This is a genomic window from Variovorax sp. GW823-FHT04B03 (assembly GCF_058796495.1).
On record NZ_JBXAIT010000001.1, the window covers coordinates 179,365 to 197,612 of the forward strand.

Below are 18,248 nucleotides of genomic sequence, written 5' to 3' on the forward strand. Positions count from 1 at the left end.
CGTCTGGCCCTTCGTTTGCGTAGGGCCAGACGCCGTTTTTTTCAGCCAATCTTCAGCTCCAGGCCCGGGCCAGCGCATCCCAGGCGCTGGCGATCACGGGCTCGTCGCGCCGCGCGGCCAGCGAGACGAAACGCAGCGCGCAATCCAGCCGCACGCGGTCGGCCAGCACGAGGCCGTGGGCCTGGCTTTCGCGGATGGCGATCGAGTCGCGCACCAGGCTCAGGCCCACGCCCGACTTCAGCAGGTCGAGCATCGAGGCCTCCTGGTCGACCAGCGCCACGCGCCGGGGCGCCAGGCCGAGCGGGCCGAACACGCGCTCCAGCAAACGGTGGTGCGCCGACTCGGGCGGCGTGGCGAGCCAGGGCAGGGCGGCCAGCGCCTTCCAGTCGCGCCCCAGCACCTGCGGGCCCCAGCCGGCCGGCGCGACCACGCGGTAGCTGAAGCGGGTGAGGGTGCGCACCGCCAGCGGCGCCGGCGCGGCGTCGTCGGGTTCATCGCCCGGGTCGAGGTGAAAACCCACGTCGAGCTCGCCGCGCAGCACCTGCGCCAGCACGCTGCCGCTCATGCCGTGGCGCAGCTCGGTCTCGATCTGCGGCGCGGCCTCGACCAGCTCGCGCAGGAACACACCCAGCCGCGTGAACTCGGGGTCGAGGATGGTGCCGATGCGCAGCGCCCCGCGCACCGTGACCTGCAGGTTGCGCGCGGCCTGCTGCAGGTCGCCCACGGCCGCCAGCACGCGCTCGGCCTGCGGCAGCATGGCCGCGCCGTCGGCCGTGAGCGCCAGCCCGTGCGGCGTGCGGGTGAACAGCACCAGCCCGGTTTCTTCCGCGAAACGCTTGAGCTGCAGGCTCACCGCGGGCTGCGTCAGGTGCAGCTTTTCGGCGGCGCGCGAGACGTTGCCCTCGCGCGCCGCCAGGATGAAGGCGCGCAGAATCTGGAGGTCCATCGATGACGTAGTCATATAAGGCTGATTTATAGCGCCATCGACGCGAATTCATTGGCTTTCTCTTCGTGGATTGGGCCAAATTGCCTTCAGGAGACCCGCACATGTCCATCAGCACCCGAAATATCGACCATCACATCGCCGGCGCCCCCGCCGCCAACACCTCCGGCCGCACGCAGGACGTGACCAACCCCGCCACCGGTGCCGTCACCGGCAAGGTCGGCCTGGCCGACGCCGCCCAGGTGGGGGCCGCCGTGGCCGCCGCGCAGGCCGCGTTCCCGGCTTGGGCCGACACGCCGCCGATCCGCCGGGCGCGCGTCATGTTCAAGTTCCTGGAGCTGCTCAACCAGCACAAGGACGAGCTCGCCCACCTCATCACCGCCGAGCACGGCAAGGTCTTCACCGACGCGCAGGGCGAGGTGAGCCGCGGCATCGACATCGTCGAGTTCGCCTGCGGCATTCCGCAGCTGCTCAAGGGCGACTTCACCGACCAGGTGAGCACCGGCATCGACAACTGGACGCTGCGCCAGCCGCTGGGCGTTGTGGCCGGCATCACGCCCTTCAACTTCCCGGTGATGGTGCCGATGTGGATGTTCCCGGTGGCCATTGCCGCGGGCAACACCTTCGTGCTCAAGCCCAGCCCGACCGACCCGAGCCCGTCGCTGCTGATGGCCGAGCTGCTCAAGAAGGCCGGTCTGCCCGACGGCGTGTTCAACGTGGTGCAGGGCGACAAGGCCGCGGTCGACGCGCTGCTGGAGCACCCCGACGTCAAGGCGATCAGCTTCGTGGGCTCCACGCCCATCGCCAACTACATCTACGAAACCGGCGCACGCCACGGCAAGCGCGTGCAGGCGCTGGGCGGTGCGAAGAACCACATGGTCGTCATGCCCGACGCCGACATCGACCAGGCCGTCGACGCCCTCATCGGCGCCGGCTACGGCTCGGCCGGCGAGCGCTGCATGGCGATCAGCGTCGCGGTGCTGGTGGGCGACGTGGCCGACCGGCTGCTGCCCAAGCTCATCGAACGCACGAAGACGCTGAAGGTGCTCGATGGCGAGAACCTCGCGGCCGAGATGGGCCCGATCGTCACGCGCGCCGCGCACGAGCGCATCACCGGCTACATCGCGCAGGGCGAGAAGGAAGGCGCGAAGCTGCTGGTCGACGGCCGCAGCTTCGACGGCAACAAGGCGGGCGAAGGCTGCGGCGACGGCTTCTGGATGGGCGGCACGCTGTTCGACCACGTCACGCCCGAGATGCGCATCTACAAGGAAGAGATCTTCGGCCCCGTGCTGGGCTGCCTGCGCGTCGCGACCTTCAAGGAAGCCGTCGACCTCATCAACGCGCACGAGTTCGGCAACGGCGTGAGCTGCTTCACGCGCGACGGCAACGTGGCACGCGAGTTCGGCCGCCGCATCCAAGTCGGCATGGTCGGCATCAACGTGCCGATCCCGGTGCCGATGGCCTGGCACGGCTTCGGCGGCTGGAAGAAGAGCCTGTTCGGCGACATGCACGCGTATGGCGAAGAGGGCGTGCGCTTCTATACGAAGCAGAAGTCGATCATGCAGCGCTGGCCCGAGAGCATCGGCAAGGGCGCCGAGTTCGTGATGCCGACAGCGAAGTAAAGGTAAAAGGGGGCGCCGCACGCGCGGCGCTTCGCATCCGAAGAACAACGAGAGACAAAAAGCCAGCCGCCATGAGCGACACCACCTTCGACTACATCATCATCGGCGCCGGCACCGCCGGCTCGCTCATTGCCAACCGCCTGAGCGCCGACAAGACCAAGCGTGTGCTGCTCATCGAGGCCGGCCGCAAGGACGACTACCACTGGATCCACATTCCGGTGGGCTACCTGTACTGCATCGGCAACCCGCGCACCGACTGGCTCTACAACACCGAGCCCGATGCGGGCCTGAACGGCCGCACGCTGCGCTATCCGCGTGGCAAGACGCTGGGCGGCTGCTCCAGCATCAACGGCATGATCTACATGCGCGGCCAGTCGCGCGACTACGAGCACTGGGCTGAGCTCACGGGCGACGAGGGCTGGCGCTGGGAAAACGTTTTGCCGGCCTTTCGCAAGCACGAAGACTTCTACCTGGGCGCCGACGAGATGCACGGCGCGGGCGGTGAATGGCGCGTCGAGAAACAGCGGCTGCGCTGGGACATCCTCGACGCGTTCGCCGACGCGGCCGTGCAGGCCGGCGTGCCGCACACCGCCGACTTCAACCGCGGCAGCAACGAAGGCGTGGGCTACTTTCAGGTCAACCAGAAGAACGGCTGGCGCTGGAACACCGCCAAGGCCTTCCTGCGGCCCACCTGCTACGGCCGCCCCAACTTCGAACTGTGGACCGGCGCGCAGGTGTCGCGCCTGCTGTTCGAGACGCTGCCCGACGGCACCAAACGCTGCACCGGGGCGCAGGTGTGGGACGGCTCCGAGATGACCACGGCGCACGCCGAGTGCGAAGTGATCCTCAGCGCGGGCGCCATCGGCTCGCCGCAGATCCTGCAGCTGTCGGGCGTCGGTCCGGCCGAGCTGCTGCGCCAGCACGGCATCGACGTGGCGCTGGACGCGCCCGGCGTTGGCGCCAACCTGCAGGACCATCTGCAGATCCGCGCGGTCTACAAGATCGAAGGCGCGCCCACGCTCAACGTGCTGGCCTCGTCGCTGGTCGGCAAGGCGAAGATCGGCCTCGAATACCTGCTGAAACGCAGCGGCCCGATGAGCATGGCGCCGTCGCAGCTCGGCGCTTTCACGCGCAGCTCGCCCGACCGCGCGTGGCCCAACATCCAGTACCACGTGCAGCCGCTGTCGCTCGACGCCTTCGGCGAGCCGCTGCACAGCTTTCCGGCCTTCACCGCGAGCGTGTGCAACCTGAACCCGACGAGCCGGGGCTCGGTGCGCATCAAGAGTGCGCGTTTCGAAGACGCGCCCGCCATCGCGCCCAACTATCTGAGCACCGAGGAAGACCGCAAGGTCGCGGCCGATTCGCTGCGCGTGACGCGCCGCATCGCGCAGCAGCCCGCGCTCGCGAAGTACAAGCCGCAGGAGTGGAAGCCCGGCGTGCAGTACCAGACCGACGAAGACCTCGCGCGGCTGGCCGGCGACATCGCCACCACCATCTTCCACCCGGTCGGCACCACCAAGATGGGCGCCGACGGCGACCCGATGGCGGTGCTCGATGCGCGCCTGCGTGTGCGCGGCGTGCGCGGCCTGCGCGTGGTCGATGCGGGCGCGATGCCCACCATCACGAGCGGCAACACCAACAGCCCGACGCTGATGATGGCGGAGAAGGCGGCGGGCTGGATCCTGGAAGACAACCGCAACCGCTGAGGCGGCTCAGCGGCGCGGCTTGGTGCCGCGCTGGGTGTCAGCTTCCAGGCGCGCCTGCGCGCCTTCGAGCATGAGGTCCACGCCGACCTCGAACATCGCGTCGGGGCCGGCCTTGCGGTAGCTGGCGAAGGCCTCGGCCAGCAGCGGGCGCGAGGCCGCGGCGGCATCGTACGCCTGCTGCCGGATTTCCGCATCGGGCGGTGCCGCCTGCTCCTCCAGCCCACGGCGCAGGGCTGGCCGGCGCCGTGCGCTATCTGCTGTGCCTGCCGGTGATGCTGTGCAGGTCGCCTGCGGCGGAGGGCTAGCTCTCGAAGAACGCCAGCTTGCGCGCGCGAGGCAGCGCCTTGAGCGCGATCTCCGCCCGCAGCGCGGCGCCCTTGTCGGGGTACTGGCGCGCCGCCAGCACGCGCTGCGGCGGACGCGCGCGCGTGAACTTGGCGCCCAGCCCGAAGACATGCTGGAAGAAGCGCTGCTCCACGTCGAGCGCGATGCCCGCGTAGTACACGCCGCCTTCGCATTCCAGCAGGTAGAGCCAATAGGGTGGGGGCGGCGAGGGATCGGGCGGGTTTCGGGGCACGTTCGCATTGTGCGGGTGGGCGTTCATCGTGCGTTGAAGGAAGGTGTTGCAACAAAGTTCATTCGCAAAACGCACCAAGTCCTTCCAATTTTTCGCTAGGCAAGGGCGCGGGTTTCGCACATATTGGCCCGTTCCCGCCGTTGCATTTCTTCTTCTGTCCTTCCTTCTCCCTGGAGCGTCCATGCCAGAAGCCCAGACCCCCGTGTCCCTCCCCGCCGAGGTCGAACAACTGCTGAATCGCCTGGGCGTGCCCCGCACCGCCCACACCCGCGGCGAGCTCACGGTGCGCTCGCCGGTCAGCGGCGAGGTGATCGCGCAGGTGCCGCAGACCACGGCCGTGGAAGCCACCGGCGCCATCGGCCGCGCGCACGAGGCCTTCAAGGCCTGGCGCCTGGTGCCGGCGCCGCGCCGTGGCGAGCTGGTGCGCCTGCTGGGCGAAGAACTGCGCGCCGCCAAGCGCGACCTGGGCCGCCTCGTCACGCTGGAGGCCGGCAAGATCCCGTCCGAAGGCGCGGGCGAGGTGCAGGAAATGATCGACATCTGCGACTTCGCCGTCGGCCTCTCGCGCCAGCTCTACGGCCTCACGCTGGCCACCGAGCGCGCCGAGCACCGGATGATGGAAACCTGGCATCCGCTGGGCGTGTGCGGCGTGATCTCGGCCTTCAACTTTCCGGTGGCCGTGTGGTCGTGGAACGCGGCGCTCGCGCTGGTGTGCGGCGACCCGGTGGTATGGAAGCCCTCAGAGAAAACACCGCTCACCGCGCTGGCCGTGCACGCCATCGCGCAGCGCGCCATCGAACGTTTCGGCGACGCGCCCGAAGGCCTGCTCGGCCTGCTGCTGGGCCGGCGCGACATCGGCGAAGTGCTGGTCGACGACCCTCGCGTGCCGATCCTCTCGGCCACGGGCTCCACGGCGATGGGCCGGCAGGTCGGCCCGAAGCTGGCGGCGCGCTTCGCCCGCGCGATCCTCGAACTGGGCGGCAACAACGCCGCCATCGTCACGCCCTCGGCCGACCTGGACCTCACGCTGCGCGGCATCGCCTTCGCGGCCATGGGCACGGCCGGCCAGCGCTGCACCACGCTGCGGCGCCTGTTCGTGCACGAGAGCGTGTACGACCAGCTGGTGCCCAAGCTCGTGAAGGTCTACGGCAACGTGCAGGTGGGCGATCCGCGCGAGGCCGGCACGCTGGTCGGTCCGCTGATCGACCGCGCCGCCTTCGACGGCATGCAGAAGGCCCTGAACGAAAGCCGCGAGACCGGCGCCACGGTGCACGGCGGCCAGCGCGTCGAGGGCATCGGCACGCAGGACGCGTTCTATGTGCGCCCGGCGTTGGTGGAGTTGAAGTCGCACGCCGGCCCCGTGCTGCGCGAGACCTTCGCGCCCATCCTCTATGTGGTGCGCTACAGCTCGCTCGACGAAGCCATCGAATGGCACAACGCGGTGGGCGCGGGCCTGTCGTCGTCGATCTTCACGCTCAATGTGCGCGAGGCCGAGCGCTTCATGTCCAGCGCGGGTTCGGACTGCGGCATCGCCAACGTCAACATCGGCCCGAGCGGCGCCGAGATCGGCGGCGCCTTCGGTGGCGAGAAGGAAACCGGCGGCGGACGCGAAGCGGGCTCGGACAGCTGGAAGGCCTACATGCGCCGCGCGACCAACACCATCAACTACTCGACGGCATTGCCCTTGGCTCAAGGCGTGACCTTCGATATCGGCGACTGAACAACCCCGGCCCGTGGTGCCTGCCGCGCGGCATTTCGCCGCAGCGGCCAGGCAGCGGCCGCACCTATCCCCCCAGAAAAACCACCAGGAGACAGCAAAGATGAAGATGCAACTGAAGACCCTCGCCACCGCCGCGCTGCTTGCGCTCGCCTTCGGCACCACCGCCACCGCGCAGCAGGCGCCGACCGGCGGCACGCTCGACAAGATCAAGGCGAGCGGCAAGGTCGTGCTCGGCGTGCGCGAAGCTTCGCCGCCCATGGCCTACATGCTGGGCGCGGGCGAGAAGTACGTGGGCTACCACGTCGAACTCTGCGAGCGCGTGCTGAAGGACATCACGCCCAACGCCAAGCTCGAGTACATGGCCGTGACCGCGCAGAACACCATCCCGCTGGTGCAGAACGGCACGCTGGACATCGGCTGCGGCCCCACCACCAACAACACCGCGCGCCAGCAGCAGGTGGCCTTCGCGCTCACCACGTACGTGAGCGAAGTGCGCATGGCGACCAAGGTCGACTCGGGCATCACCACGCTCGACCAGCTCGCGGGCCGCAACGTGTCGGCCTCGACCGGCACCACCGCCGTGCAGCTGCTGCGCAAGCGCGAGCGTGCGCAGAACGTCTCGTACAACACCATGCTCGGCAAGGACCACCTGGAAAGCTTCCTGCTCATGGAGTCGGGCCGCGCCGATGCCTTCGTGCTCGACGACAACCTGCTCGCCGGGATCATCGCGAACTCGAAGAACCCCACGGCCTACCGCATCACCGGCGAGGCGCTGGGCTCCGAGCCGATCGCGCTGCTGTTCCGCAAGGACGACCCGGCCTTCAAGGCGGCGGTGGACGATTCGCTGCGCAAGCTCATGAAGAGCGGCGAGCTCGAGAAGATCTACACCAAGTGGTTCGTGGCCGCGATTCCGCCGAAGAACACCAGCCTCAACCTGCCGATGAGCCCCGCGCTCAAGCAGCTGCTGCTCGAGCCCAACGACAAGCCGCTGGAGGCCTACGCCAAGTGACAGACGCCGCCGTGTTCTCGCCGGCGCAACGTGTGCGCGCCATCCAGGTCTCGGAGATCCTGCGCATCACCGACCATGCGCAGGCGCTCAAGCGCGCCGGCCGCCCGGTGATCGTGCTGGGCGCGGGCGAGCCCGACTTCGACACGCCCGAGAACATCCGGCATGCGGCCTCGCAGGCCATTGCGCGCGGCGACACGCGCTACACGGTGCTCGACGGCAGCCCGGCGATGAAGGCGGCGGTGCAGCTGAAGTTCAAGCGCGACAACGCGCTGGACTTCGCGCTCGACGAGATCAGCGTGAGCGCGGGCGCCAAGCAGGTGATCTTCAATGCGCTGATGGCGAGCCTGAACCCGGGCGACGAAGTGATCCTGCCTGCGCCGTACTGGACCTCGTACGCCGACATCGTGCAGATCTGCGGCGGCGTGCCGGTGGCCGTCGCTTGCAGTGAGGAGAACGGCTTTCGCTTGACCGCGGCGCAGCTTCAAGCGGCCATCACGCCGCGCACGCGCTGGCTGTTTCTCAACTCGCCGTCGAACCCGAGCGGTGCGGCCTACAGCGCGGCGCAGCTGAAGCTGATCACCGACCTGCTGCTCGACCATCCCCACGTCTGGGTGCTGGCGGACGACATCTACGAGCACATCCTCTACGACAGCCTCGCGTTCGCAACGCCGGTGGCGGTGGAGCCGCGCTTGCGCGAACGCACGCTCACCGTGAACGGCGTGTCGAAGGCCTACGCGATGACCGGTTGGCGCGTCGGCTACGGCGCGGGACCCCGCCCGCTGATCGCCGCGATGGCCGTGGTGCAGAGCCAGTCGACCTCATGCCCCTCGTCGGTGAGCCAGGCCGCGGCGATCGAGGCGCTCACCGGCCCGCAGGGCATCGTGGCCGAGCGCTGCGCATCCTTTCAACAGCGCCGCGACTTTGTCGTGGCCGCGCTCAACCGCACGCCAGGCCTGCATTGCCGCGTGCCCGAGGGCGCCTTCTACACCTTCGCAAGCTGCGCCGGCGTGCTCGGCAAGCGCGCCCGCAGCGGCGCGCTGCTGCAGACCGACAGCGACTTCTGCCGCTACCTGCTGCAGGACTTCGAGGTGGCAGTGGTGCCGGGCAGCGTGTTCGGGCTCGCGCCGTATTTCCGCATCTCGTATGCGACGTCGATGGCGCAGCTCGAAGAGGCCTGTGCGCGCATCGCCGCCGCCTGCGCCGCGCTCTCCTGACTTCTCCTCTTCATTCCACTGGAACCCTCATGACTTCCTCCCGCACCGGCGGCCAGATCCTGGTCGACCAGCTCATCACCCATGGCGTCCAGCAGCTCTTCTGCGTGCCCGGCGAAAGCTTCCTGGCCGTGCTCGACGCGCTGCACGACGCATCGATCGCCGTGACGGTGTGCCGGCAGGAAGGCGGCGCCACGATGATGGCCGAGGCGCAGGGCAAGCTCACGGGCCAGCCCGGCATCTGCTTCGTCACGCGCGGCCCCGGCGCCACCAACGCGGCGGCGGGCGTGCACATCGCGCACCAGGATTCGACGCCGTTGCTGCTGTTCGTCGGCCAGGTCGCGCGCGACGCGATGGGCCGCGAAGCTTTCCAGGAGCTGGACTACGGCGCGGTTTTCGGCACGATGGCCAAGTGGGTCGTGCAGATCGACGATCCGGCGCGCGTGCCCGAGCTGGTGTCGCGTGCCTTCCATGTCGCGACCTCGGGCCGCCCCGGCCCGGTGGTGATCGCGCTGCCCGAAGACATGCTCACCGAAGCCGCCGTGGTGGCCGATGCGCTGCCGTATGCCGTCACCGAAACGCATCCGGGCGCGGCGCAGATCGCCGAGTTGCAGCAGCGCCTGTCGCAGGCGCTGCGGCCGGTCGTCATCCTGGGTGGCAGCCGCTGGTCCGAAGCCGCGACGCAGCAGTTCGCGCAGTTCGCCGAGGCGCATGCGCTGCCCGTGTACTGCTCGTTCCGCCGTCAGATGCTGATGTCCGCCGAGCACCCCTGCTATGCGGGCGACCTGGGGCTCGGCGCCAACCCGCGCATGCTGGCGCGCATCCGCGATGCGGACCTCGTGCTGCTGGTGGGTGGGCGTCTGTCGGAAGTGCCGTCGCAAGGCTATGAGCTGTTCGCGATCCCGCAGCCGAAGCAGGCGCTGGTGCACGTGCATGCCGATGCCGACGAGCTCGGCAAGCTCTATCGCCCGACGCAGGGCATCCACGCCACGCCGCAGGCGTTCGCCGAAGCGGTGTCCGCGTTGCGTCCGGCGTCACCGCCCGTGTGGCAGGCCGAGACGAAGACCGCGCGCGAAGACTTCCTGCGCTGGAGCGACCCGGCCGCGGTCCGCATCCCCGGCCCGCTGCAGATGGGCGAGGTCATGCAGCACCTGCGCGAGGTGCTGCCGGCCGACACCATCTTCTGCAACGGCGCGGGCAACTTCGCGACCTGGGTGCACCGCTTCTGGCCGTTCCGCGCGTTCGCAAGCCAGCTCGCGCCGACCAGCGGATCGATGGGCTACGGGCTGCCGGCGGGTGTCGGCGCCAAGCGGCTGTGGCCCGAGCGCGAGGTGGTCGTGTTCGCGGGCGACGGCGATTTCATGATGCACGGCCAGGAGTTCGCCACCGCCGTGCAGTACGGCCTGCCGATCCTCGTGGTGCTGCTGGACAACGGCATGTACGGCACGATCCGCATGCACCAGGAAAAGCACTACCCCGGCCGCATCAGCGCCACGCAGCTGAAGAACCCCGACTTCCGCGGCTATGCCGAGGTGTTCGGCGGCCACGGCGAGCGCGTGACCACGACGGAAGAGTTCGGCCCCGCACTCGCGCGTGCGCGTGCCAGCGGCAAGCCGGCGATCCTGCATTGCCTGCTGGACCCGGAGGCGATCACGCCCGCGAGCACGCTGGCGTCGATCCGCAAGGCGGCGCTGGCCGCGAACTGAGGCGTCGTCAACGCAGGCCGCCGACATAGCGCGGCGGCGGCGTGGGCGGCAGGCCGTCGGGCTGGCGCGCCGCCAAGCGCGCGGCGCGGGCCAGCGGCTCCATGGCCTGCTCCAGCCGCGTGGCGAGCTGGTCGAGTTCGTCGTCTTTCGTCTCGGCGGCGTGCTGGCGCGTCATGCGCACGATCTCGGCGGCGTACTCGGCGTTGGTGGCCATCCATTCGGTGTCGGTCACGCGCCCGTGCTTTCGCCGCAGTGCCACGTGAAGGCGTGCTGCAAGCGCGATGCGTTCGCTTTCGGACATGGATGGCATGGCGTCTCCCTCGGGTGGTCAGGCTCCCAGGTGTTCACGATGCTGAGCAAGATCGAGGCCCACCAGTTCACTCTCGGGGTCGACGCGCAATCCGACCAGCACATGCACCAGGAACAGCACGATGGCCGTGCCGGCCGCGCTGTAGATCGCCACGCTGGCGACCGCGATCGCCTGCGTCAGCACATTGCCCGCCGCGCCCGAGATGCGCGGGTCGGCGAACATGCCCGTGAGCAGCGCGCCCACGATGCCGCCGATGCCGTGCACGCCGAACACGTCGAGCGAGTCGTCCGCACCGAGCAGGTGCTTCAGGCCCGTGGCGCCCCAGTAGCAGGCCAGTCCGGCGATGGCGCCGATGGCCAGCGCCGACAGCGGCGTGACGAAGCCGGCCGCCGGCGTGATCGCCACCAGCCCGGCCACGAGGCCGGAGCACAGGCCCAGCAGCGAGGGGCTGCGGCGCACGATCCATTCGCCGACCATCCAGCTCATGGCGCCGGCCGCCGCCGCGATGTGCGTCACCAGCATCGCCAGGCCCGCGCGCCCGTCGGCCGCCACCGCCGAGCCGGCATTGAAGCCGAACCAGCCCACCCACAGCAGGCCCGCGCCCGTCATGGTGAGCGCCAGGCTGTAGGGCTCGAAGGCCTCGCGCCCGTAGCCCCGGCGCGGCCCGAGCGCATAGGCGCACACCAGCCCCGCGATGCCCGCGTTGACGTGCACCACCGAGCCGCCCGCGAAGTCGAGCGCACCCATCTGCGCGAGCCAGCCGCCCGGCTCCCACACCCAGTGCGCGACCGGTGCGTACACGAGCAGGCTCCACAGCAGCGCGAACCACAGCAGCGCCGAGAAGCGCATGCGCTCGACAAAGGCGCCGAGCACCAGCGCGGTGGTGATGATTGCGAAGCTCAGCTGGAACATGGCGTAGACCGACTCCGGCACGTTCGGCGCCACGTGGCTCACGGCCACCTGGCCGGCCTCCTTCAGGTACTCGAAGCCCGAGAAGCCGATGCGCGAGAGCTTGCCCAGCCAGGGCCAGCCGGGCGTGAAGGCCAGCGAGTAGCCGAGCGCGAACCAGGTCAGTGAGACCACCGCGGCGATCGCCACCACCCCGGCCATGGTGGCCAGCACGTTCTTGCGCCGGACCATGCCGGCATAGAAGAGCGCGATGCCGGGCAGCGTCATCAACAGCACCAGCGCGGTCGAGGTCATCATCCAGGCGGTGTCGGCCGCGTTCAGGGAGGCTTGGGGTGCCAGCAGGGCCATGACCGTTTCTTCTTGGAGTGGTGGACAGAAGGCCTGTGTGCACGAGTCATGCCATCTTGTTAACTGACTGAAACACTTTGGTTTCCCAACCGGAGGGTCGAAGTAACACGAAGCGGGTAATTCCTAATGCACCGGGCGGGTGCGCGCTTGCACAATCTGCGCACTCGCGACGGGCCCTGCTCGTACTGCCGAGGGTCCGAGGAGACAAGCTTCCGATCGATCAACAAGAACATTCTTCAAAGGCTCCGTACGAGATGCCTGTCTGATATTTGAAAAGCGCCGCTGGTCGGCGTTTTTTTTTGCCTGTTCGCAGCGCGAATGCAGGCGCTTTCCTCCAAGCCAAACAAGCCTCCTGGCCAGCCGGTACCGGCCACCACAGCTATCGTTTCGATAGCGATTCCGGTGAGACAATCGCCCGCATGGAAATGCTGGTGGTCACGGGCGCCTCACTGCTCGCGGGTTTTATCGATGCGATCGTGGGCGGCGGCGGGTTGATCCTGGTGCCGGCCCTCTTTGCGGTGTTTCCGGGCGCGCCGCCGGCCACGCTGCTGGGCACCAACAAGAGCGCGTCCATCTGGGGCACGGCGGCCTCGGCGGCCCAGTTCAGCCAGCGGGTGCAGATGCGCTGGGGCGCAATGTGGCCGGCCGCGCTGCTGGGTTTCGGCGGCTCGATGCTCGGCGCCTGGACCGTCACGGTCTTCCCGGGCGACTTCCTGCGCCGGGCGCTGCCGGTCATCCTGCTGGGCGTGCTGGTCTACACGCTGGCGCGCAAGGACATGGGCCGGCTGCACGCGCCGCGCTTCAGCGGCCGCGCCGAGACGCTGGCGGCCAGCACCATCGGCCTGACCATCGGTTTCTACGACGGCTTCTTCGGCCCGGGCACGGGCAGCTTCCTGGTGTTCCTGTTCGTGCGCTGGATGGGCTACGACTTCCTCAACGCCTCGGCCTCGGCCAAGGTCATCAACACCCTGACCAACGCCGCCGCGCTGATCCTGCTGGCTGCCAAGGGCCACGTCTGGTGGCACTACGGGCTGGTGATGGCCGTGGCCAACGTGGCTGGCAGCCTGGTCGGTACGCGCGTGGCGCTGAAGCACGGGGCGGGCTTCGTGCGGATCGTGTTCATCGTGGTGGTGAGTGCGCTGATCCTGAAAACGGCCTACGACGCGTTCCTGAAATAAAAAAAGCCCCTGGAGCAACAGGCTCGCCCCCAGTCTTCGCGCACTTCGTGTCGCTTCGCCAACCCCCTACCGGGGGCAACACCAGCGGCCCGGCAAAGCCGGTTCCGCGGTGTTCCTGGAAGGAGCCTCCAGCTCAATCCTCAACGAAGGCTTCTTCGCGCTTCGCCTTGATTGCCGGCAGCAGCACGATGGCCAGCAGCAAGGCTGCGGCGATCAGCAGCCCTGCCGACAGCGGCCGCGTCACGAACACGCTCCACGCGCCGCGCGACAGCAGCAGCGCGCGCCGCAGGTTCTCTTCCATCATCGGCCCGAGGATGAAGCCCAGCAGCAGCGGGGCCGGCTCGGTGCGCAGCTTCAGGAACAGGTAGCCGATGAAGCCGAAGATCGCCACCATCCACACGTCGAAGGTGTTGTTGTTGGTCGAGTACACGCCGATCGCGCAGAACAGCACGATGGCGGGGAACAGGAACTTGTAGGGCACCGTCAGCAGCTTGATCCACATCCCGATCAGCGGCAGGTTCAGGATGATCAGCATCGCGTTGCCGATCCACATCGAGGCGATCAGGCCCCAGAACAGCTCGGGGTTGCTGGTCATCACCTGCGGGCCGGGCTGGATGTTGTGGATCGTCATCGCGCCCACCATCAGCGCCATCACCGCGTTGGGCGGGATGCCCAGCGTCAAGAGCGGAATGAAGGAGGTCTGCGCGCCGGCGTTGTTGGCCGACTCGGGCGAGGCCACGCCGCGGATGTTGCCCTTGCCGAAGGGCACTTCGCCGGGGCGCATCTTGATCTTCTTCTCCAGTGCGTAGGCCGCAAAGGCCGCCAGCAGCGCACCGCCGCCGGGCAGGATGCCCAGCGCCGAACCCAGCGCCGTGCCGCGCAGCACGGCGGGCGTCATGCGCTTGAAGTCGTCCTTGGTGGGCCACAGGCCCTTCACCTTGTGCGTGAACACCTCGCGCTCGTCGTCGGGCTGCGAGAGGTTGCCGATGATTTCGCCGTAGCCGAACACGCCCATGGCGATCACCACGAAGCCGATGCCGTCGGTGAGCTCGGGAATGTCGAAGCTGAAGCGCGCCACGCCTGAGTTCACGTCGGTGCCCACGATGCCCAGCAGCAGGCCCAGCACGATCATCGCCACCGCCTTGAGCAGCGAGCCCGAGGCCAGCACCACCGCGCCGATCAGGCCCAGCACCATCAGCGAGAAGTACTCGGCCGGGCCGAACTTGAAGGCCAGCTCGGTCAGCGGCGGCGCGAAGGCGGCCAGGATCAAGGTGCCGACGCAGCCTGCGAAGAACGAGCCCAGGCCGGCCGCAGCCAGCGCAGGGCCTGCGCGGCCCTGCCTTGCCATCTGGTAGCCGTCGATACAGGTGACCACCGAGGACGACTCCCCGGGCAGGTTCACCAGAATGGCGGTGGTCGAGCCGCCGTACTGGGCGCCGTAGTAGATGCCGGCCAGCATGATCAGCGCCGACACGGGCGGCAGCGCGTAGGTGGCGGGCAGCAGCATCGCGATGGTCGCGACCGGGCCGATGCCCGGCAGCACGCCGATCAGCGTGCCCAGGATGCAGCCGACCAGGCAGTACAGCAGGTTGGTGAAGGTGAAGGCGACGCCGAAGCCGGTCGCCAGGTTGTGGAACAGTTCCATGGCGGTGTGCTCCTCAACCCGAAATGAACGTGGGCCAGACCTGGATCTGCAGCTTGAGCGCCCAGATGAAGGCCACATAGCTGCCGGCCGCCAGGATGGTGGAGAGCACCAGCACGTCGCGCAGCTTGAAGTGCTCGCCGGCCATGCTCGAGATGATCGTCAGCGCGTAGATCGCGATGATCATGCCCATCGCCGGCAGCCCGACGCTGGGCAGGCCGCCCAGCAGCACGCCGAAGGCCAGGTTGGCGCCGAGCACGAAGGCCAGCGGCTTCCAGGCCCATTTGCCGATCCTGTCGCCGTCGGCGCTCTCGACCACCATGGCCTGGAACATGATCAGCGCGCCCAGCAGCGCCAGCAGGATGCCCAGCATCAGCGGGAAGTACCCCGGCCCCATGCGGGCGCCGTCGCCGATGGTGTAGGTGGTGGCGCCGATGGCGAACGCGCCACCGACGGCGGCGAACATGACTCCTGAGAAGAAGTCCGCCTGTCTCTTGATTTTCATTGTCTCGACCCTCTGTTTTCGAAGGGACGAGGGTCGTCGCCAGCGGCTGACCGTCGGCTGACCGCGACGGTACGGACAAATGCTTACAGGGAAAGTACGGGCTCTCCCCCAGGCTTCGCGCACTTCGTGTCGCTACGCCACCCCCCTCCGGGGGCAACACCAGCGGCCCGGCAAAACCGGTTCCGCGGTGTTCCTCGAAGGGGCAGGGACCGGGGCCGGGTTGTGGGGTGAGCCAGAAACGAAAAAAGCTCCCGAAGGAGCTTTTTATTCATTCAGAGCGCCGAGGCGCTCATGAGTGTGTGGGGGAGGGCTTAGTAGCCGCCGCGGCCACCGCCGCCGCCGCCGTAACCACCGCCGCCACCGCTACGGCCGCCACCGCCGCCGCCGTAACCGCCGCCGCCGCCACCACCGTAGCCGCCGCCGCCACCACCGCCGTAGCCGCCACCACCGCCGGTGCGGGGGGGACGAGCTTCCATCGGACGGGCTTCATTCACCGTCAGGGCGCGGCCCTGCAGCGATGCGCCGTTCATGCCTTCGACAGCTGCGAGTGCTTCAGCGTCCGTGCCCATTTCGACGAAGCCGAAGCCCTTCGAACGGCCGGTGTCACGTTCCATCATGACCTTGGCGCTGACGATCGAGCCGAACTCGCCGAAAGCCTGTTCCAGGTCGTTGTCACGCACGGAGTAGGCGAGGTTGCCCACGTAAAGTTTCTTGCCCATGGAGGGACTCCTAATTCAAACCAAAAAAACACAAAGCGATGGAGTCCCAGAATCACAACAAACTAATGCGCTGTGGCGCGAAACTGACCGATCACCAAATTACGTGCACGGGAGCCGAAGCTCGCAGACACGTGAGCCGGATTATCCGGCCCGATTTCCGAAAAAAGGGGGGAAATCTTGTGTTATCGAGAAACATTCCGACCCGACGGGCGGTTTCGCAACGGTTTGAGCAGGTCGGACAGGCCGTTGTGGTCTATTTCATGCATCAAAGCGAGCAGCCGGCCAATTTCTCCCGCGGGAAAACCCTCGCGCGCAAACCAGGTCAGGTAATTTCCGGGCAAATCGGCAATCAGCGTGCCCTTGTGCTTGCCAAAAGGCATTTCGAGCGTCACCAGGCGCTGCAGGTCTTCGGGGTTCATGCGTGCTTCAGCCGCCTGCGCGCTTGACCGTGTGGCCCTGCTTCACGAGGGCGGCGATGACGACCTCGCGGTGATCGCCCTGGATCTCCACGGTGCCATCCTTCACCGTACCGCCGGTGCCGCAGGCCGCTTTCAGCTGCTTGCCCACGGCTGCCAGCGCCGCCGCGTCGAGCGGCAGGCCCTTGACCACGGTCACGCCCTTGCCCTTTCGACCCTTGGTCTCGTGCGATACGCGGACAATGCCGTCCGTGGCCGCCGTGCGGGCCTTCGCGAGTTCCTTGCAGCGGCATTGCGCCATCGGGGCGCCGCAGTCGGGGCACATGCGCCCGCCCGCCTCGGTGGAGTACACCAGCGTGCTGCCGGTGCGGCTGTTCTTCATCGTTCCCATTCGATCCGTCTTTCTTTCGATCTCTCTTTTTTCCCGGTGCCCGTTCCATGCCATTCGATACCCTGGGCCTGACCCCCGCGCTCGCGCAAGCAGCCGCCGCGAGCGGCTTTGCCGCGCCGACCGCCATCCAGGCGGCGGCCATCCCTGCCATTTTGCAGGGCCGCGACCTGCGGGGCTCGGCACAGACCGGCTCCGGCAAGACGGCCGCATTTTCCCTGCCGCTGCTGCAGCGCCTGGCCGCCGAGCCTGCGTCGTCGGCGTCGCGCCGGCTGCGCGCGCTGGTGCTCGTGCCCACGCGCGAACTCGCGGCCCAGGTCGGCGAGACGCTGGAAGACTTCGCGCGGCACCTGCCCGAGCGCCTGAAGATCGTCGTCGCGGTCGGCGGCGTCTCGATCAACCCGCAGATGATGCGGCTGCGCGGCGGCGCCGACATCGTGGTCGCCACGCCCGGCCGGCTGCTCGACCTGGTCGAACACAACGCGCTCGCGCTCGACGCCGTGTCGACGCTCGTGCTCGACGAGGCCGACCGCCTGTTCGACCTGGGCTTTGCCGAGGAGCTGCAGCGCATCCTGGCGCTGCTGCCGGCGCGGCGCCAGAACCTGCTCTTTTCGGCCACCTTCCCGATCGCCATCCAGGCGCTGGCCGACGACATGCTGCACGACCCGGCGCTGGTCGACGTGCAGGGCGAGCCCGGCACCCGCCCCGACATCGTGCAGCGCGCCATCGAGGTCGACGCCGCCCGCCGCACCCAGCTGCTGCGCCAGCTGCTGAAGGACAACGAAGGCACCTGGGACCGCGTGCTGGTGTTCGTCGCCACGCAGCACGCCGCGCAGACCGTGGCCGAGAAGCTGTACCGCAATGGCATCTACGCCGTGCCCTTCCACGGCGACATCGCGCAGGGCACGCGCCGCGACATCCTGGCGCAGTTCAAGCAGAGCCGCTGGGACGTGGTGATCGCGACCGACCTGGCGGCGCGCGGCCTGGACATCGCGCAGCTGCCCGTGGTCATCAACTACGACCTGCCGCGCTCGCCCACCGACTACATCCACCGCATCGGCCGGACCGGCCGCGCGGGCGCGAGCGGGCTGGCGATCAGCTTCGTGAGCCCCACCACCGAGGCGCACTTCCGCCTGATCGAGAAGCGCCAGGGCCAGCGCGTGCCGCGCGAACGCATCGCGGGTTTCGAGCCGACCGAGGCGGCGCCGGTGCTGGTCGACACCTCGGGCAACGGCGGCATCAAGGGTGCGCGGCCGAGCAAGAAGGACAAGCTGCGCGCGGCGGCCGCGCTGGCCGCACAGGCGGGCGGTGGAGAAGACGCGGACTGACGCGCGTCAGG

The 18,248-nt window shown here is 68.5% G+C and carries 17 protein-coding genes; 8 read left to right on the top strand and 9 right to left on the bottom strand.

What is annotated here, in order from left to right:
* Positions 1-52 precede the first annotated feature (52 nt).
* Entirely contained in the window at positions 53-961 is a 909-nt protein-coding gene (locus AC1RAD_RS00810) for a LysR family transcriptional regulator (RefSeq protein ID WP_062472753.1), read from the bottom strand.
* An 86-nt stretch (positions 962-1,047) separates the two neighbouring features.
* Between AC1RAD_RS00810 and AC1RAD_RS00815 the strand changes: the two genes are divergently transcribed.
* Positions 1,048-2,565 (top strand): CoA-acylating methylmalonate-semialdehyde dehydrogenase, encoded by a 1,518-nt coding sequence (locus AC1RAD_RS00815; RefSeq protein ID WP_492733395.1) that lies wholly within the window; start codon positions 1,048-1,050, stop codon positions 2,563-2,565.
* Between the two features lie 71 nt (positions 2,566-2,636).
* On the top strand, positions 2,637-4,271 hold the full coding sequence (locus AC1RAD_RS00820) for a GMC family oxidoreductase (RefSeq protein WP_492733397.1): 1,635 nt from the start codon (positions 2,637-2,639) through the stop codon (positions 4,269-4,271).
* A gap of 301 nt (positions 4,272-4,572) precedes the next feature.
* Here the strand turns inward: AC1RAD_RS00820 and AC1RAD_RS00825 are convergent, their stop codons facing one another.
* Entirely contained in the window at positions 4,573-4,848 is a 276-nt protein-coding gene (locus AC1RAD_RS00825; protein ID WP_095949771.1) for a GIY-YIG nuclease family protein, read from the bottom strand.
* A gap of 181 nt (positions 4,849-5,029) precedes the next feature.
* Between AC1RAD_RS00825 and amaB the strand changes: the two genes are divergently transcribed.
* From amaB to AC1RAD_RS00845, 4 genes are all read left to right on the top strand, one after another.
* A complete protein-coding gene (gene amaB / locus AC1RAD_RS00830; protein ID WP_492733399.1) occupies positions 5,030-6,568 on the top strand; it encodes an L-piperidine-6-carboxylate dehydrogenase in 1,539 nt (512 codons plus the stop codon).
* Positions 6,569-6,668: 100 nt separating this feature from the next.
* Positions 6,669-7,577, top strand: a complete 909-nt coding sequence (locus tag AC1RAD_RS00835; RefSeq protein WP_095743237.1) for an amino acid ABC transporter substrate-binding protein — start codon at positions 6,669-6,671, stop codon at positions 7,575-7,577.
* A complete protein-coding gene (locus AC1RAD_RS00840) occupies positions 7,574-8,791 on the top strand; it encodes a pyridoxal phosphate-dependent aminotransferase (protein ID WP_492733401.1) in 1,218 nt (405 codons plus the stop codon). Before AC1RAD_RS00835 ends, AC1RAD_RS00840 begins: the two co-directional genes overlap by 4 nt.
* 29 nt (positions 8,792-8,820) lie before the next feature.
* Complete coding sequence (locus AC1RAD_RS00845; protein ID WP_492733403.1) at positions 8,821-10,494, top strand: thiamine pyrophosphate-binding protein; 1,674 nt, start codon at positions 8,821-8,823, stop codon at positions 10,492-10,494.
* 7 nt (positions 10,495-10,501) lie between these two features.
* On the opposite strand, the gene AC1RAD_RS00850 is transcribed toward AC1RAD_RS00845, so the two are convergent.
* Both AC1RAD_RS00850 and AC1RAD_RS00855 read right to left on the bottom strand, forming a co-directional pair.
* Complete coding sequence (locus AC1RAD_RS00850) at positions 10,502-10,804, bottom strand: hypothetical protein (RefSeq protein ID WP_082818034.1); 303 nt, start codon at positions 10,802-10,804, stop codon at positions 10,502-10,504.
* An 18-nt stretch (positions 10,805-10,822) separates the two neighbouring features.
* Entirely contained in the window at positions 10,823-12,061 is a 1,239-nt protein-coding gene (locus AC1RAD_RS00855) for an ammonium transporter (RefSeq protein ID WP_492733405.1), read from the bottom strand.
* Between the two features lie 419 nt (positions 12,062-12,480).
* Here AC1RAD_RS00855 and AC1RAD_RS00860 point away from each other — a divergent pair, with 419 nt between their 5' ends.
* Positions 12,481-13,239 (top strand): sulfite exporter TauE/SafE family protein, encoded by a 759-nt coding sequence (locus AC1RAD_RS00860; protein ID WP_070063465.1) that lies wholly within the window; start codon positions 12,481-12,483, stop codon positions 13,237-13,239.
* A gap of 133 nt (positions 13,240-13,372) precedes the next feature.
* Here the strand turns inward: AC1RAD_RS00860 and AC1RAD_RS00865 are convergent, their stop codons facing one another.
* From AC1RAD_RS00865 to AC1RAD_RS00885, 5 genes are all read right to left on the bottom strand, one after another.
* Entirely contained in the window at positions 13,373-14,884 is a 1,512-nt protein-coding gene (locus tag AC1RAD_RS00865; RefSeq protein ID WP_062472774.1) for a tripartite tricarboxylate transporter permease, read from the bottom strand.
* 13 nt (positions 14,885-14,897) lie between these two features.
* On the bottom strand, positions 14,898-15,386 hold the full coding sequence (locus AC1RAD_RS00870) for a tripartite tricarboxylate transporter TctB family protein (protein WP_492733407.1): 489 nt from the start codon (positions 15,384-15,386) through the stop codon (positions 14,898-14,900).
* A gap of 311 nt (positions 15,387-15,697) precedes the next feature.
* Positions 15,698-16,105, bottom strand: a complete 408-nt coding sequence (gene rbp, locus AC1RAD_RS00875; protein ID WP_095950733.1) for an RNA-binding regulator — start codon at positions 16,103-16,105, stop codon at positions 15,698-15,700.
* A 182-nt stretch (positions 16,106-16,287) separates the two neighbouring features.
* Positions 16,288-16,524: a DUF3820 family protein gene (locus AC1RAD_RS00880; protein WP_056584018.1), complete on the bottom strand. Its 237-nt coding sequence runs from the start codon at positions 16,522-16,524 to the stop codon at positions 16,288-16,290.
* Between the two features lie 7 nt (positions 16,525-16,531).
* Positions 16,532-16,912 (bottom strand): translation initiation factor Sui1, encoded by a 381-nt coding sequence (locus AC1RAD_RS00885; RefSeq protein ID WP_062472780.1) that lies wholly within the window; start codon positions 16,910-16,912, stop codon positions 16,532-16,534.
* 47 nt (positions 16,913-16,959) lie between these two features.
* Between AC1RAD_RS00885 and AC1RAD_RS00890 the strand changes: the two genes are divergently transcribed.
* Complete coding sequence (locus AC1RAD_RS00890; protein ID WP_159278842.1) at positions 16,960-18,237, top strand: DEAD/DEAH box helicase; 1,278 nt, start codon at positions 16,960-16,962, stop codon at positions 18,235-18,237.
* The last annotated feature ends 11 nt before the right edge of the window (positions 18,238-18,248 follow it).